At 40.8% G+C, this 17,239-nt stretch carries 10 protein-coding genes; 8 read left to right on the top strand and 2 right to left on the bottom strand.

Annotated features, from left to right (window positions below; genetic code table 11):
* Positions 1 to 122: 122 nt before the first annotated feature.
* Positions 123 to 2,582 (top strand): ribonuclease R, encoded by a 2,460-nt coding sequence (gene rnr, locus BM380_RS12810; protein ID WP_033104350.1) that lies wholly within the window; start codon positions 123 to 125, stop codon positions 2,580 to 2,582.
* Complete coding sequence (gene rlmB / locus BM380_RS12805; RefSeq protein ID WP_008112440.1) at positions 2,579 to 3,322, top strand: 23S rRNA (guanosine(2251)-2'-O)-methyltransferase RlmB; 744 nt, start codon at positions 2,579 to 2,581, stop codon at positions 3,320 to 3,322. Before rnr ends, rlmB begins: the two co-directional genes overlap by 4 nt.
* Positions 3,323 to 3,404: 82 nt before the next feature.
* Here the strand turns inward: rlmB and BM380_RS12800 are convergent, their stop codons facing one another.
* Together BM380_RS12800 and BM380_RS12795 are read right to left on the bottom strand one after the other, a co-directional pair.
* Positions 3,405 to 5,561, bottom strand: coding sequence for a TonB-dependent receptor family protein (locus tag BM380_RS12800; RefSeq protein WP_090494704.1), 2,157 nt, complete (start codon positions 5,559 to 5,561; stop codon positions 3,405 to 3,407).
* A gap of 244 nt (positions 5,562 to 5,805) precedes the next feature.
* Complete coding sequence (locus BM380_RS12795; protein ID WP_024601225.1) at positions 5,806 to 6,663, bottom strand: LysR family transcriptional regulator; 858 nt, start codon at positions 6,661 to 6,663, stop codon at positions 5,806 to 5,808.
* A 126-nt stretch (positions 6,664 to 6,789) separates the two neighbouring features.
* On the opposite strand from BM380_RS12795, the gene BM380_RS12790 reads away from it, so the two are divergent.
* From BM380_RS12790 to BM380_RS12765, 6 genes are all read left to right on the top strand, one after another.
* The gene (locus BM380_RS12790; protein ID WP_090494702.1) at positions 6,790 to 7,380 is read left to right on the top strand and encodes a hypothetical protein; all 591 of its coding nucleotides are present in this window, start codon (positions 6,790 to 6,792) and stop codon (positions 7,378 to 7,380) included.
* Positions 7,381 to 7,516: 136 nt separating this feature from the next.
* Positions 7,517 to 8,599: a glycine cleavage system aminomethyltransferase GcvT gene (gene gcvT / locus BM380_RS12785; protein WP_024601227.1), complete on the top strand. Its 1,083-nt coding sequence runs from the start codon at positions 7,517 to 7,519 to the stop codon at positions 8,597 to 8,599.
* Positions 8,600 to 8,676: 77 nt separating this feature from the next.
* Positions 8,677 to 9,066: a glycine cleavage system protein GcvH gene (gcvH, locus tag BM380_RS12780; RefSeq protein ID WP_013464091.1), complete on the top strand. Its 390-nt coding sequence runs from the start codon at positions 8,677 to 8,679 to the stop codon at positions 9,064 to 9,066.
* A gap of 151 nt (positions 9,067 to 9,217) precedes the next feature.
* Positions 9,218 to 12,109, top strand: a complete 2,892-nt coding sequence (gcvP, locus tag BM380_RS12775; RefSeq protein ID WP_090494701.1) for an aminomethyl-transferring glycine dehydrogenase — start codon at positions 9,218 to 9,220, stop codon at positions 12,107 to 12,109.
* Between the two features lie 860 nt (positions 12,110 to 12,969).
* Entirely contained in the window at positions 12,970 to 15,552 is a 2,583-nt protein-coding gene (locus BM380_RS12770; protein ID WP_090494699.1) for an RNA-binding domain-containing protein, read from the top strand.
* Between the two features lie 442 nt (positions 15,553 to 15,994).
* Positions 15,995 to 16,969 (top strand): transposase, encoded by a 975-nt coding sequence (locus tag BM380_RS12765; RefSeq protein ID WP_090494697.1) that lies wholly within the window; start codon positions 15,995 to 15,997, stop codon positions 16,967 to 16,969.
* Positions 16,970 to 17,239 lie beyond the last annotated feature (270 nt).

Below are 17,239 nucleotides of genomic sequence, written 5' to 3'. Positions count from 1 at the left end.
TAGTTATATTTTCACAAAATGCAAAAGGTAATAACGCTTTATTAAAAGTTTAATGGCTTTTACCTGTCTCATTGCGAGTATATGAGTTAAAATACTTACATAACCAACTAACAAGATAGTGAATGTCAAACCAAGATCCAAATCTCAGTCGAGAACAAGAAAAGTACGAAAACCCAGTCCCTAGTCGTGAGTTTATACTTACTCACCTGCAAGAGCGTTCCAAACCTGCTAACTACGCACAACTATGTGAAGAACTCGCAGTCAACGATGAAGAACGACAAATAGCATTTAAGCGCCGACTTCGCGCCATGGAGCGTGATGGGCAGCTGTATTTTAATAAATTTAAATGTTATGCCCTGATTGACGAAGCCGGTTTAACCAAAGGCAAAGTAGTCGGTCACAGAGACGGTTTTGGCTTTTTAGAAGTTGAAGGCGAGAGCAAAGATTGGTTTATTGCCAAGCATCAAATGAATATGGTGCTACACGGTGACATCGTTCTTGCCAAAGGCACTAAACGCGGCTCAGGCTCAAAATGCGACGCACGCATCATCAAAGTACTCACTAACGAGCGCGCACCCATTGTAGGGCGTTATTTTGTTGAGCATGGTATTGCCGTTGTTGTGGCTGAAGATCCGCGCATTACCCAAGACATTATTATTCTACCGGGTAACGAAAAAGGCGCGCGTCATAACCAAATGGTGCAAGTGCAAATAACCCAAAATCCAAGCCGTAATATGAATGCGGTAGGTAAAGTTATCGACGTACTGGGCGAGCATTTAGCGCCGGGTATGGAAATTGAAGTTGCGCTGCGTAATCACGATATTCCACACGTATGGCCTGAAGAGGTTGAACAACAAGTTGCCCACTTAGGTGAATTTGTTGAAGAAGCCGATAAACAAGGTCGAGTTGATTTACGCGGCTTACCGCTTGTGACCATAGATGGCGAAGACGCTCGTGATTTTGATGATGCCGTATACTGTGAGCCTAAAAAGTCGGGTGGCTGGCGCTTATGGGTAGCCATTGCCGATGTATCACATTATGTAGGTATGAACACGCCGCTTAACAAAGAAGCGATAGAGCGCGGTAACTCAGTGTATTTCCCTGAGCAAGTTATTCCAATGCTACCAAAAGTATTATCTAACGGTTTGTGCTCGCTTAACCCTGAGGTTGATCGCTTGTGTATGGTTGCAGAAATGACCGTATCGCAAGAGGGTAAGCTCTCAGGTTATAAGTTTTACGAAGCGGTGATGAACTCACATGCACGTTTAACTTACACCAAAGTAAATGCCATTTTACAAAACGATGAAAAGTTACGTAAAGAATACGCAGCTGTAGTGCCGCATTTAACTGATTTGCAGCAAATGTACATGGCATTAAAAGCAGCGCGCCAAGAGCGTGGTGCGATTGAGTTTGAAACACTCGAAACCCGTTTTGTATTTAATGCACAGCGTAAAATAGAATCAATTGTGCCAGTTATTCGTAACGATGCGCATAAGCTCATTGAAGAATGTATGATTTTAGCCAATGTTTCGGCGGCTAAATTACTTGAAAAACACGAAGCCAGCGCACTGTATCGAGTACACGATGAACCCGATAGTGAAAAGCTGGGTAACTTTACTCAGTTTTTAACTGAGCTGGGGATTGAAAGCACGCTAAGTGATGAACCAACCCCAAAAGAAATTACCCATGTGTTGGCTCGTTTAGGTGACCGCCCAGAGGCTGAACTTATTCAAACCATGTTGCTACGCTCAATGAAGCAAGCGGTTTATCAGCCAGATAACATAGGCCACTTTGGTTTAGCATTATCGGCTTACGCACATTTTACCTCGCCAATTCGCCGTTACCCAGATTTAGTGGTGCATCGTGCAATTAAAGCCGTATTAAAAGCACAAGGGCAGCAAACCTCTGGTGAATACGCTTATAGCGATGATGAAGTCGATCAACTTGGTGAGCAGTGTTCAACTACTGAGCGCCGCGCAGATGATGCCACCCGTGAAGTAGCCGATTGGTTAAAATGTGAATACATGCAAGATCATGTAGGCATGGAGTTTAACGGGGTTATTTCATCGGTTACTAACTTTGGTTTATTTATTCGTTTAGATGACTTACAAATTGATGGATTAATTCATGTTACTAATTTAGGTGATGAATATTTCCAGCATGATGCAGCTAAACATTGCTTGGTGGGTGAACACACACATACGGTTTATCGTTTAGGCGACAAAGTCACTGTACAAGTTGCCTCGGTAAGCTTAGATGATCGTCGTATAAACTTAACGCTTAAAGGCGATGTTGCCCAAGATCGTTATGCGCGTCGTCGTGCACCTAAAAAAAATGCTCCAGCGAGCGTTCGCTCGCAGCTTAAAGCCGGTAAAATCCCGGGTAAAAAGTCAGCAAGTGATGACAAAAAGCCAAAGGCGAGTAAAAAGCCTGCTGCAAAAGGCAAATCAGCGAGCAAATCAAAAGTAAAAGCGGATGACACCACCGCTAAGAAAAAAACCAAAAAGAAAGCGGTCAAAAAGCCTAAAAGACCAGGTAAAAATGCCCGTAAACGTAGTAGCCCAGGAGCAAACAATTCGTGAGTAATGAATTAATTTTTGGCTTTCACTCTGTTGAAGCAATTTTGGCAAAAGAGCCAGAGCGTTTTATAGAAATATACGCCCTTAAAGGACGTGATGATAAGCGCTTATCGCCGGTGATTGAGCAAGCGCGTCAGTTTGGTATTTCAGTACAGTTTATGCAACGAAAAGCGCTTGATAACAAAGCGAAAGATGAACAACATCAAGGCATTATCGCCAACGTGAAAGCGGCACGTGTGTTTAACGAAAAAGATCTTGATGAGATCATTGAACGCGAAGACACCCCGTTTTTACTGGTACTTGATGGCATTACCGATCCGCATAATTTAGGTGCCTGCTTACGTAGCGCCGATGCTGCCGGTGTTCATGCGGTGATAGTTCCTAAAGACAAGTCAGCAAAGCTTAATGGCACGGCACGTAAAGTGGCCTGTGGCGCAGCAGAAACGGTACCGCTTATTCAGGTAACTAACCTTGCACGTACATTACGTGAAATAAAAGACGCAGGTGTATGGGTTGTAGGCACAGCCGGTGAAACCGACACACATGTATTTGATGCCAGCTTAACAGGCCCAATGGCGATTGTGATGGGAGCTGAAGGCGAGGGTATGCGCCGTTTAACCCGTGAGCACTGTGATGTACTCGTTAAAATTCCAATGGCGGGCACTGTTTCAAGTTTAAATGTATCGGTTGCAACCGGTATTTGTTTATTTGAAGTATTACGCCAGCGCGCAGAAACAAATTAAGCCTATTAATTACATAGGCATTAAAAAGCCGAGATTGATTTAATCAACCTCGGCTTTTTTGTACTTTTAAGTTAGCACTTTATTAAAAACTGTAAGAGTAGCCCATTTGTACTGAACGTGGCTTACCAGGTTGAATACCGCCATTTGCACGGTTAGCAATGTAGGTTTTATCAAACAAGTTATCTACGCTTAGGTATACTTTTTGGTTTTCGTCGATTAAGTACTTAGCAGCTAAATCCCATACAACACGGCTATCAATCGCATTTAAGCCTGAGTTAGTTAAATCAGCATGTGCATCAGACACGTAACGTATTTGGCTATTTACCACAAAGTTATTCACTTCTGCGCCAAACGATAAAGCAACCTGGTTCTCAGGTACGTAAGGCATTGCATCGCCTTTTTCTACTGAGCCCCAAATTTCTGAATCAAACGTGTTTTTAAATTCTGAATCTGTGTAGGTGTAAGTTAATTTTACTGGGAACGCAACCGATGCAGTATTAAACGTACGACCTGCGCTAAATTCAAAGCCCGATACTTCTACTTCACCGTAGTTGTATTGGTCACCAATGTTATCGTCATTACAACCTACTGATGCAGTACAGTTACCATGCATATTGTCGTAATCAGAGTAAAACGCAATTACTTCACCGTTAAAACCGCCCGCATTAAAACGAGAGCCAAACTCGATGTTGACGCTTTCTTCTTCGTCTTGGTCGGCATTACCCGGTGCTGCAGGGGCGTAACCTTTTTGAATACCAGCAAGTAACGTAACATTGTCGTTAAGTGTGTAAGTAGCACCTAAAGACGGTACTAAAATTTCAGTATCATTAGAGATATCTTTTGTTAAGCCTAGGCTACGGGTTGGATCTGACTTAGCCCACTCTTCACGGGTAATAGTTATGTCTTCATAACGAAGACCAGCACTCACTACTAATGCATCCATTGTCCATTCGTCTTGAATAAATAGCGTGCTTGCTTTTGCACTGTCTAAACGGTTGCTGTTAGAGCCTGGAGCGCCTTGTGAGGTAAGAGTCATGCTTAAATCTTGATTAAGCGTGTATTTGTCTTCCCACTGGAAACGATCCATTTCGTCTTCGTGGTAACGTACGCCAACCGTAATGTAGTGAGCGCCCGCTGGGATGTGTAATTCAGACTGCACACCTTTGGCTTGGTAGTCACGGTTATTGGCTTTAACACCTATATTTTCAATACCGGCAGCTGTTGGGTTTGCTTCAAACTCGCTGTATTGCTCAAGTGTGTTTGAACCAACACTGCTTGCTTTATACCAGTTACGGTGGAAGTCGTTTAGATAAGCGGTTGCTAAAACTTCATAACCTTCACCAAAACGGTATGCATAGTTTACTTGGTATGCATTATGGCGAGTGTTCATTTCATCATTTTGCGATGCCGCATAACGACGGTACGGGTTTTGTTGGTAATCGGCATCGGTTAAACCCATGTAAGTTTCGTCTGATGTTTCTTCAGAGTACTTTACTTTGAACTCAATGTTATGCGCATCGTTTTCACCAAAGGTATGGCCAAACTTTACCAATACATCGTTTTTTTCAAAACCAGTGTTGTCATCACCTACTGGCAATTCTTTAAAGCCATCAGCGCCGTAAGAAAACGCTTCAATTAAGCCTGCAGTGTTGTTTTTTTCTTTTGCGAAGTAAGCGTGACCTTTGTAGTAACCATCGCTACCAAGGGCTGCATCTAGCATGCCTGTTGAGCTATTTGGCTCAGTTGGCAGGCTGCGAGAAAGTAAATTTAGTACACCACCGGTTGTACGCGGGCCGTATTTAACAGAGGCAGCACCTTTTAGTACTTCAATTGACTCCATACGCCCCATAGTAGGGAAGTAGTAAGCCGATGGCGCAGAGTAAGGAGCCGGAGCAACAAGTACACCGTCTTCCATCACAGAAATTTTGTCGTTACGGCCAGTACCTGTACCGCGCATACCAATATTAGGGCGCAGGCCGTAGCCATCTTCTTCTTGAACGTATACACCTGGTACAGATGCTAATACGCGAGAAATATCGGTAAATTCGAATTTTTGCAATTCTGCATCTGAAATAAACGTAGCAGATCCTGGAATATCGTTAATAGCGGCTTGTGAGCCAATAACGGTAATTTGTTCAAAGTTACGCTCAACTTTGTCGGCATCTTTTGCCATTGCTGTTGTGCTTAAAGACAGCGCAACAGCTGCAGTTAACGAAGAAACTAAAAATTTATGTGACATTGATTACCCTAAAAATAGTTCAACTACTGAAATTGGCGTAATTTAAACATGTTAACGAATGAGAATCAATATTATTAAGTTTTACTATCATTTACATTTGTCGTAAAAACAGGCTGTTTTTATAACATTTTTAACTAGGTGTTTATTTTTGTTTTATAAAAACAGGGATAATGTATTGGCTGGTGGCGGTTCATTTAACCTGAACGCTGTTTGAGATAGATTTATTATCCAGAGTTCAGGTTATTTAAGCAGTGGGATAACCTAAGCGTAGCTTAATAAACTCAGCGAGTTTAAACACGGCGTTTTCAGGTTCGCGGGCAGTTTTAACTAAACTAATGCCAATGCTACCGAGCGCAGGTAAATTTTTAGTGTGTAATTGATAGGTTAAATCGTTCGGCACCGTACTTCTTGCCAATACAGTAATACCTAAACCTTCTTTTAATGCCGCAATTAAACCGGTTAAATCGGCGTTGCTGTAAACAATACGGTATTTAATACCTGCTTTTTCAAGCGCTTGGGTTGCTCTGCGGCGATAAATACAGCCTTCAGGTGCTGTTACTAAGGTAACGGTTTCATTTTGCGCCATTGAAAGATCGCCAACCCACACTAATTGGTCTTGAATAAAAATAGGGAACTTTTCTGAGTCAAGCTGCTCATTTAGCGCCAGTACTAAATCAAATTGATCTTGGCGCTCATCCGAAAGTAAGTGTTTACTCAAACGTGACTTCACTTCTAACGATACATCAGGGTAGAGCGCCACAAAGTCGCCAATAATAGAGGGTAAAATACGTGCTGCAAATTCGCTAGGGATCCCTAAGCGCACTTTACCAGTCACACTTTCTGAGGTGAATAACTGTAAAATGGCATCGTTATGTTGCACCATTTGTTTTGCCATAGGCAGTAACAGTTCACCATATTGATTAAGTACTTGGCGTTGTCCCTGCTTTTTAAATAATTTATAGCCTAATAAGTCTTCTAAACGTTTTACTTGTAAGCTTACCGCCGGTTGCGAAAGGCCAAGTAAATCGCCTGCTTTGGCAAATCCACCTACCTCAACCACCATAACAAATGTGCGTAAACTGTCGGTTGAAATGTTTTTCATATTTAAAATTACTATTTATATGGCTATATATATAAGTATTATTTATCAATTGATAAGTAATTACAATTTGTTGTTGTAAGCCTTGCGCAATATACTTTTGCTATTAAAGATAGATAGGTATTTGTTATGACTTTTAACCCGATAATGTTTGCCCGCCATAGCAACGCTAACAGCGCGGTTATTAATGCCTTACAAGCTAATAACAGCCACGTTGTTATTGATTTTAGCGGCAGTGAAGCATCGGTATTTTTAAGTGCGATTTTAGGTCATGACCTCACCAAACTAACCGCCAGTGGCTTTGGTTTCAAAGGCACATTGGATGGCGATTTAAATTCTGATTTTAGCTACGCCGTTTACTACTTTACCGAAACCGCCTTTCGATTTGTACTCCCAGTAAGTGCCAGCTTGCAATTACAAGCACTCATTAACGAGCAACAACTTAGGTACGATATCGACTTTGTGGTACGCACCGATTTAGCAACCTTTTCCTTAACCGGTAGCAACGCCTTTGATACCTTAGTTGATGCGTTTAAATTAACCCCTGGCTTACGCCTTGCTGATGCGCAGCTTTGTTATGGCGCGCAAAGTGGCGAAGTGTTTGTTACCGCGGTAGATAAAAACAACGAGCAGCAGTTTATAGTGATTGCTAAAACGCCTACGCTTGATAAGTGGCAACAGTATATGCAGCAACAAGGCTTTAGTGTTACTAACACCTAAGCTGTTTAATTCGTTAAACATATTTTTGTTAAAGATTACAATTTGGTAGGCGTATTAATGGCTACCATGTTATTCCCCCTCATTCAATTGAGGCCACGCCCACACACATGGGTTAATTTAAAAGTGAAGGAATATTATGACTTCTAAAACAGTATTACATGCAAAGCACATTGAAGCCGGCGCAAAAATGGTTGATTTTCATGGCTGGGAAATGCCAATTAACTACGGTTCACAAATAGAAGAACACAACGCCGTACGTAACGATGCGGGCATGTTCGACGTATCGCACATGACCATTGTTGATATACAAGGTGAGCAAGCACAAGCATTTTTACGCAAGCTTGTGGCTAACGACGTTGCTAAATTAACAGTACCTGGCAAAGCGCTTTACACCGGCATGCTTAACGAGCAAGGTGGTGTAATTGACGACTTAATTATTTACTACTTTAGCGAAACATTTTATCGCTTAGTGGTTAACTCAGCGACCCGTGAAAAAGACCTAGCACATTTAGCTAAGGTATCGAGCGATTTTGCAGTAACGGTTACTGAGCGCCCAGAATTCGCCATGATTGCGGTTCAAGGCCCTAATGCACGCGCTAAAACTGCCCAGGTTTTAAACGCAGACCAGCAAGCTGCAGTTGAAGGCATGAAGCCATTTTTTGGTGTTCAAGCCGGTGATTTATTTATTGCTACAACAGGTTATACTGGCGAAGACGGTTACGAAATTGTAGTACCAAACGAGCAAGCAGCCGATTTATGGCAGCAATTGCTTGATGCCGGTGTAGCGCCTGCGGGCTTAGGCGCGCGCGACACACTACGTTTAGAAGCAGGTATGAACCTTTACGGCCTAGATATGGACGAAAGCGTATCACCACTGGCAGCTAACATGGCATGGACTATTGCATGGGAACCAGAAGATCGTGACTTTATTGGTCGTGATGTTTTGGTAAAACAACGTGCAGAAAAAAGTACTCACAAGCAAGTAGGTCTTATTCTTGAAGAAAAAGGCGTACTACGCAGTGGTTCTAAAGTAATTGTTGATGGTGGCGAAGGTGTTATTACATCTGGCACATTCTCACCAACATTGGGCTATAGTGTTGCATTAGCACGTGTGCCACGTTCAACCGGCGACACAGCTCAAGTAGAAATGCGTAAAAAATTAGTTAACGTAAAAGTAGTTAAATCGGGCTTTGTACGTAACGGTAAATCAATAATCTAAATAATTTGGTTATACCAGTAAATAGGTCACCCTCATTTATTGGTATTCTCCCAATCTAAACCAAAGGATGAAACAAAATGAGCAATATCCCTAGCGAGTTAAAATACGCACCTTCACACGAGTGGGTTCGTAATGAAGGCGACGGCACTTACACTGTTGGTATTTCTGAGCACGCCCAAGAGCTGCTTGGCGACATGGTATTTGTTGAATTACCAGAAGTTGGCGACGTAGTCGATGCAGGCGAAGACTGTGCAGTAGCTGAGTCAGTAAAAGCGGCGTCAGACATCTACGCACCAATTAGCGGTGAAGTTGTTGCTATTAACGAAGAGCTAGAAGATTCTCCAGAAACAGTAAACAACGACGCTTACGGCGACGGTTGGTTATTCCGCATTAAAGCATCTGACGAATCTGAAGTTGATAACTTGCTCGACGCAGAAGGCTACGCACACACTATTGACGAAGAGTAATCGTTAGTTAGTTAAAAGCCCCTCTATTTAAAACATTGGGGCTTTTATGATTTTACAGCTTATTACCATACTCAGTAAGTTGCCAAATCATCACATATTTTAATCAATACTAGTTACCCATTAGTATTTAGGATCATAGGAATCTGGACACATGTCAAACGCCAAATCTCTTGAACAATTAGAGCAAAAGCAAGATTTTATTCGCCGCCATATTGGGCCAAGCCCAGCGCAAGTAAACGACATGCTTAGCGCTCTTGAAGTATCGAGCGTTGAAGAGCTGATCGGTCAAACTGTACCTGCTGGTATTCGTCTTGAGCAAGGTCTTAATATCGGCGAAAGCCGCACCGAAGTTGAAACACTAAGCTACTTAAAATCAGTAGCAAGCAAAAATAAAGTTTTCAAATCGTATATTGGCCAAGGCTACCACCCAACTCACGTACCGCACGTAATTTTACGTAACGTACTTGAAAACCCTGGTTGGTACACAGCGTACACACCGTATCAGCCAGAGATTGCACAAGGGCGTTTAGAGTCACTATTAAATTTCCAGACTATGACCCTAGATATTACCGGCCTAGATTTAGCAAGTGCCTCATTACTTGACGAATCAACCGCTGCAGCTGAGGCAATGGGCCTTGCAAAACGTGTATCTAAAGCTAAAAAAGCCAATGCGTTCTTTATTGCCGACGACGTACACACGCAAACCATTGACGTAGTGAGCACCCGTGCAGAGCAATTTGGTTTTGAAATTATTGTAGGTAAAGCCGCAGATGCCGTGAACCACGACATTTTTGGTGCGTTATTCCAATACCCGTCAACATCAGGCGAAATTGTTGATATAACTGACCTAATAGCTGGCGTACAAAGCAAAAAAGCGATTGCCTGTGTGGCAGCCGACATCATGAGCTTACTACTATTAAAAGCACCAGGTAAATTAGGCGCCGACGTAGTACTTGGCTCTGCTCAGCGTTTTGGTGTGCCTATGGGTTACGGTGGTCCACATGCTGCATTTTTTGCAACACGTGATGCTTACAAACGTTCATTACCAGGGCGTATTATTGGTGTATCAAAAGACCGTTTAGGTAACGATGCACTGCGTATGGCAATGCAAACCCGTGAGCAACATATTCGCCGCGACAAAGCCAATTCAAACATTTGTACTGCGCAAGTATTACTAGCGAACATGGCGGCGTTTTACGCGGTATACCATGGCCCGCAAGGCTTAAAAACCATCGCGCAGCGTATACACCGTTTTGCTGATATTTTAGCAACTGGCTTAATAGCAAAAGGCGTGGCACTTAAGCACACTACCTGGTTTGATACATTAACTGTTGTTGATGAAAACAGAGCTGACGTGATTGCCCGTGCTGTGGCTAAAGGTGTTAACTTTGCTGCTAACCATGCGGGTGAATACTCAATTTCAGTATCAGAAACCACAACACGTGCAGACATTGCCGAGTTATTTGATATTATTTTAGGCGAAGGCCACGGCCTAAGCGTAGATGCAATTGCTGCGGATGTTGAAGCAAATGGCAGTGACTCTATTCCTGCAAGCCTAGTGCGTGATGATGAAATTCTAACGCATCCAAACTTTAACAGCTACCACAGCGAAACAGACATGCTTCGCTATATTAAGCGCCTTGAAAACAAAGATTTAGCGCTTAATCACTCTATGATCTCGTTAGGTTCATGTACCATGAAACTCAACGCGACCGCTGAAATGATCCCAATTACCTGGCCTGAATTTGCAAACCTTCACCCATTCTGCCCGCTAGACCAAGCAGAAGGTTACCAAATAATGATTAACGAGCTACACGATTGGCTAGTTAACATTACCGGTTACGACGCAGTTTCATTGCAACCAAATTCAGGTGCGCAAGGTGAATACGCAGGCCTAATCGCCATTCGTAAATACCACGAGTCACGAGGGGATGCGCACCGTAATGTATGTTTAATTCCAAGTTCTGCGCACGGTACTAACCCAGCGTCGGCACAAATGGCGAGCATGAAAATTGTAGTTGTTAACTGTGATAAACACGGCAACATCGACATGGAAGACTTAAAAACCAAAGCTGCTGAGGTGTCTGAAAACCTATCATGTGCCATGGTAACGTACCCATCTACCCACGGTGTATACGAAGAAACGATTCGTGAGCTATGTGAAATTGTTCACCAGCACGGTGGCCAAGTTTACATGGATGGCGCAAATATGAACGCCCAAGTAGGTGTTACTAGCCCAGGCTTTATTGGCTCAGATGTATCGCACTTAAACTTACATAAAACCTTCTGTATTCCACACGGCGGCGGTGGCCCAGGTGTTGGCCCAATTGGTGTTAAATCGCACCTAGCGCCATTTATGCCAAACCACAGTGTAATTAACGTACCAGGTACTAATGCTGGTAACGGCGCAGTATCGGCAGCGCCTTACGGCTCTGCAGCTATTTTACCTATTTCATGGGCTTACATTGCCATGATGGGCTCTGAGGGCTTAAAACAAGCAACAGAAATGGCGATTGTAAATGCTAACTACCTAAGCAATGAGCTAAGCAAGCACTTCCCAATTTTATACCGTGGCCGTAATAATCGCGTTGCTCACGAATGTATTATTGACCTACGCCCATTAAAAGAAGCCTCAGGCATTACTGAAATGGACGTTGCTAAGCGCTTACAAGATTACGGTTTTCACTCACCAACAATGTCGTTTCCAGTAGCGGGCACATTAATGATTGAGCCAACAGAATCTGAGTCTAAGGGCGAGATTGACCGCTTTATCGAAGCGATGGTATCGATTAAAGGTGAAATCGATAAAATCATTTCAGGTGAATGGTCTATCGAAAACAACCCGCTTGTTTTTGCACCGCACACGCAAGCCGATGTGTTAGGTAATGAATGGGATCGTGCGTATGACCGTTTTTACGCTGCTTTCCCAGTGCCAGCAGTTGCTAAAGACAAGTTCTGGCCAACCGTTACACGTATAGATGACGTATACGGCGACCGTAATTTAGTATGTGCATGTCCTCCGATTGAGACATACCGCGACTAATTTTTGAACTTTAATGGGTAGTAAGTTCCACTGTAGAGTGGGATTTATCGAAACAATAAAAGCCGTTGCAGCAATGCAACGGCTTTTTTGTGTGTGGTGATTCGCCATAAATTATATGGGGTAGGTTGGGTAGAGTGAAACGAAACCCAACGATTCTCCAATATCATTACCACCTCCCAAGCACGTAAATATGCATTGTTTGTAGGTCGTCCTTTAGGGCAAAAAAAGCGAGAAAAAGAATTTCACCACAGAGATCACAGAGGCGCTTCGCGCTACAGCGAGGGTAAATTTTGTTATAGGAGTCGGCTTTAGGCAGGAATGATTTAACACCAGTGGTAAGTTAACCACCGTAGGCGCACAGCTTGCTGGCGCGCGGGCATAAACCGGATTAGTGTTTTAGCATATATCACTGATATCCTGAATGCGTTTGTTTTTAGAGAATAGAAACCTTATTCAAGGTTTTGTCGCGCTGGCGACGGCAGACAAAGAGGGGCTGCCGCTGACCCCTCTCTGGACTCTCCCAGCGCACCCGAGCATCACCCTTAATCCTTCAATGCACAATTGATGTGAACGTAAACGCCATGAAAGCACATCCATGTGCAAGCATGGCTTTCATTTCATCCATGAAATGCATTACTCATCAATTGATTATTTTCAGGGCATGATGGCGGGAAGGGTGTTAACGTGAGATTGGAGCTTTGATTCTGGCAAGAAGCAAGACCTGACTCTCTGTATTTTTCAGAATTCTGCTTGTTATTGATTTATTTCAAAATATAAATTTATTCAAACTTGTTGTTTTTAAATAAATCCATGCTAATTTATTTCGATGTTAAGTATTTAAACTAACCTGGCCTATAAGCATGGATGTTATTGAAGCGAAAAAACAAATATATGATTATATAAAAAAGGGCACTGTTGGTGTTCAAGTTATTGAGGCGTTATACAATGGTGATTGCTTTTTAGCTCATGAATGTGAGCTGTGGGATTATAAACATAGCTATGATTCATCTAATGCTGATTCCGCTAAAACAGTTAAACAAATTGTAAGCATGTATAACACTTATGGTGGGTATTTAATTTTTGGTGTACACGAAATAGAGAGTGAGAAAAAATTTATTCTTTCTGGAATAAATTCAGAGTTACTTGATTTGCAAAGCTTAAAAGGTAATTTATCTAAGTTCTTAGGTGAAAGAATTAATATAGTTTTTCAAGATGTTAGCTTTCAAGGTGTCACGGTTGGTTTACTTTTAATACCAAAGAGGGAGATCGACAAACAATCGTTATCAACGATTAAGGAAGCACAGGAGAATAAAAGCAAAAAAACTTTACAAATTTTCCCAAAACATGCAACTTTTTTTCGCCGTTATGATGAATGCATTCGAGCCTCAACTCAATCAGATTTTGAGTTCATTATGGGCGATAGGGTATTTTTTTCGGATGATAAAATTAGTGATACTTCTCGTCATGTTATTTCTCATAACTTGCCAGATAAGACTTTTATTTGCCCTGAATTTATAGGAAGAGATGAAATTATACAAGAGTTATGGTCTTGGTTATCAGATGAATTTGTATATGCGAAAGTTTTGGCTGGTGAAGGTGGCAGAGGGAAAACATCGATTGCTTATGAATTCAGCCAGTTGGTTGTCGGTTCTGGAGCACGAGTATTTGAGCAGTTGATATGGCTAACAGCTAAGAAACAACAATTTAGGGCTGAAATGAATGAATATGTATCGACACCAGAAACGCATTTTTATGATGCTGAGACCCTATTGACTGAGATCTGTAAACGTACTGGCTCTTTAGATAAAGATCTAGAGGAATTATCATTAAACGAATTAAAAAGAATTGCAGCTCAACAATTGCAAATAATTCCATCTCTTATAATAATTGATGATGTGGACTCATCAGAACCAAACGAGCAAAGACGGATATTAGAAGTTTCCCGTCAAATTACAGGTACAAATAAAACGAAGATTTTACTAACAACAAGAGCTAATGTGAGTTATTCGTCTGATACATCTATAGAAGTACCTGGTCTTAAGGGGGATGAATACTCAGAATATACGGAAAGTTTGTGCGAAAGATATAAGCGCCCGGTATTTAGTAAAAGTAATATAGATAAATTAGAGTTGGCTTCAGAAGGATCCCCTCTTTTCACTGAGTCAGTATTTAGATTACTAAAAACGGGTAACTCCCTTACTTCAGCGCTTGATAAATGGAAAGGGCATTCAGGTGATGCTGTAAGAAATGCTGCTTTAGATCGGGAAATTAGCCAGCTATCAACTCTAAGCAAGGAAGTTTTATTCGTTTTATGTGTCTCAGGAACAGCCTCCCAACCAGAAATTGCTAGGATATCTGAAATAGATATGCAGGAATTAGATGACATAATTCAAGAGTTAGGCTCTTTATTCTTAATCCAAGATAATAGAATTATAGAAGAACAGCCTAGATTTAATATCAGTTTATCCCTGAAGGAATTGCTTCAGACTAACCCTGAAAAATATTTACCAAAGGGCGGTACTATTCTTCGAAGCTACCAAGCAAAGTACGAAAGTTTACTTAGGAATCAAAAATCCGAAATGCATAATGAGGTTGGGAAGGCAATTAATCAATCTTTAGCTCTGATGTATGCGAAAGATTATGATGGGGCTATGAAAACAGTAGATGCATTACTAAAAAAAGTTTCATTCCATAAGAATAAAGATTTATTACTGATGAAAGCAAGATTGAACTTTTATGATCCCAGAGTCGATAATAGAATTGTTAAAAGGCAATTGCAGGAAGCCTATGAAAATGGTCAGAAAAAAGAAGAATTATTTGACTTATTATATCAATTAGAGAAAGGTACTGACTCTGGAGTTATCGAAATATCGAAGCTGGCATTAGAAGTCCTTGGTTTGAAGCTTGATTGGCTTGAGCGATTGGCTGACGCAAAAGAACGAAAGGCTGTAAATACTAATCAATTTGAAAGAAAAGTGAAATTGTTAATTGAAGTTCATGAGCTGGTCAATAAACAGATTAAGCTTACAAGAGCCAGCAGAAGAAAACCATTAATTGAACGTTCAGTTGAGATAACAGCTGATATATATAAGCTCTGTACTGATAATAACGAGTATGTTATGGGGGTAGTATGTTTATTAAATGCTATAAAGGGTGGGGACGTTAAACGTTCTAATTTCCATAATGCTATATTTTGCCTTGACAAATTAGCAGATAAAGTACGAAATACAAATTTAGCAAAAACTGTGAGAGTCGAAAGCTTTAAGTGTTTAGAAAGTAATGTTGTTGAGTTAGATTATCAAGTGCAAGAAAGGCTTTCAGATGACTTTGAATTACTAAAATTTCTGACAGATAAAATTGAAGATATAAAACATAAAGCAATTTATTCTTGTCAATTTGAATTAGGCTTGGGAAGAGTAAAAACTAAAGGGGTCACCCATTAGAAAGTTCCGGTTAAGCAGGCAGAGTTGTGTTTTCTTGATCTTTCAATTTAAAAAACCAAGTGCTCTTACTTTTTAAACTCACTTTGAAAAACCAAAGAAAACCAAAGGGGTCACCCATTAGAAAGTTCCGGTCAAGCAGGCAGCTGTGTTTTCTTGGTATTTCATTTAAAAAACCAAGTGTTCTTACTTTTTAAACTCACTTTAAATATGGTATACATCCAGTAATGACGTCGTTTGGTGTGAATATGCACCAGTCACCCATATGAATTTAGGCAGTTTAATTAAGCATTATTGATGATTAATTAAGGCCCTTGGCTTTCGCCTCAGTCATCGTTTAGTACCAATGTCAGTCCAGTTTCTGGCTGGAACCAAAGGGGTCAAATCTTGACTTCAGACATCAAAGGTCTAGATTTATAGTTTACTACTCATTGAGTGAATTACTATGTCTAGGCCGCTGCGAATAGAGTATGAAAATGCGTTTTATCATGTAATGAATCGTGGAAGAGGGCGCGAAAATATCTTTTTAAGTGATAACGACTTTAAGTATTTTTTACATTGCATTGAGCAAGCAAGCCTTCGCTTTAATATTGAAGTGCATTCATATTGTTTAATGACCAATCATTACCACCTGCTAATCAAAACCCCCGATGCAAATTTAGGCCGAGCCATGAAGCATATTAATGGCCTTTATACTCAATACTTTAATAGAACACATAATACAGATGGTGCGTTGTTTAGAGGGCGCTACAAAGCGGTGCTTGTGGATGCAGATAACTATTTATTACATGTTAGTCGGTACATTCACCGTAACCCAATTGAAACGAGTACACCGTTGGTAGAAGACCTTGCTAAGTATAAATGGTCTAGCTATTCAGCTTTCATTAAAAGGGTAGCCACACCTAAATGGCTCGTTCGAGACTTTATATTTTCGCTGCAAGGCAAAAAGCGTAAATATGCTGCTTATAAACAGTTTGTTGAATTTGAAAATAATAAAGAAATAAGCGCTTTTTATAGTGCTAAAAAGTTGTTGTCGGTTTTGGGTTGTGAGGACTTTATTGAAAACATAAAAGACTATATTGCCAAGTCAGATAGCGAAAGAAAGCTTGTTAGTAAAAAGCACTCAGCAGATGATGTTATAGCTTACTTAGCTCAATACTTTAATGTTGAAGTTGATGAGATTATAGCGGTTAAAAAGGGGCGAAAAGAGAAAAATTTACCACGCTGGTTTGCTATTAAATTATGCCAAGATTTAACGGGATTAAATTTGCAGGCTTTAGCAGATGTTTTTAATGTTGAACACTATTCGGCAATATCGAAAGCTGTCGGTAGGTTGAATACATTAATGGTTGAAGATAAAAAGGTTAAATTACAATACGGAAAACTTCGAGATTGTTTGATGTCTGAAGTCAAGATTTGACCCCATTTGGTTTACATTTGGTTTTCACAATACGGAAAACTTCGAGATTGTTTGATGTCTGAAGTCAAGATTTGACCCCATTTGGTTTTGACCCCATTTGGTTTTCATTTGGTTTTCATTTGGTTTTCATTTAGTTTCATTTGGTTTCATTTGGTTTTTGGTTTTCGTGATTTTTGCAGTTTTTTTATACATTTATTTACAATGGATTGACATGAATTCTTGTACCTAAAAAAACTTTAGTATTTAATGAGGTTCTATCCTTTTGTTGTT

Origin of the sequence: Pseudoalteromonas sp. DSM 26666 (genome assembly GCF_900116475.1) — a bacterium.
Classification (GTDB): Bacteria; Pseudomonadota; Gammaproteobacteria; order Enterobacterales; family Alteromonadaceae; genus Pseudoalteromonas; species Pseudoalteromonas tetraodonis.
The sequence above is the reverse complement of the archived record's forward strand: the minus strand, read 5'-3'. Positions and strand labels throughout refer to the sequence as shown.

What these genes read in the sequence shown, in the direction of transcription:
- rnr (WP_033104350.1), top strand. Translation starts at nt 123, where the DNA reads ATGTCAAACCAAGATCCAAATCTCAGTCGAGAACAAGAAAAGTACGAA.
- BM380_RS12800 (WP_090494704.1), bottom strand. Translation starts at nt 5,561, where the DNA reads ATGTCACATAAATTTTTAGTTTCTTCGTTAACTGCAGCTGTTGCGCTG.
- BM380_RS12795 (WP_024601225.1), bottom strand. Translation starts at nt 6,663, where the DNA reads ATGAAAAACATTTCAACCGACAGTTTACGCACATTTGTTATGGTGGTT.
- BM380_RS12790 (WP_090494702.1), top strand. Translation starts at nt 6,790, where the DNA reads ATGACTTTTAACCCGATAATGTTTGCCCGCCATAGCAACGCTAACAGC.
- gcvT (WP_024601227.1), top strand. Translation starts at nt 7,517, where the DNA reads ATGACTTCTAAAACAGTATTACATGCAAAGCACATTGAAGCCGGCGCA.
- gcvH (WP_013464091.1), top strand. Translation starts at nt 8,677, where the DNA reads ATGAGCAATATCCCTAGCGAGTTAAAATACGCACCTTCACACGAGTGG.
- gcvP (WP_090494701.1), top strand. Translation starts at nt 9,218, where the DNA reads ATGTCAAACGCCAAATCTCTTGAACAATTAGAGCAAAAGCAAGATTTT.
- BM380_RS12770 (WP_090494699.1), top strand. Translation starts at nt 12,970, where the DNA reads ATGGATGTTATTGAAGCGAAAAAACAAATATATGATTATATAAAAAAG.
- BM380_RS12765 (WP_090494697.1), top strand. Translation starts at nt 15,995, where the DNA reads ATGTCTAGGCCGCTGCGAATAGAGTATGAAAATGCGTTTTATCATGTA.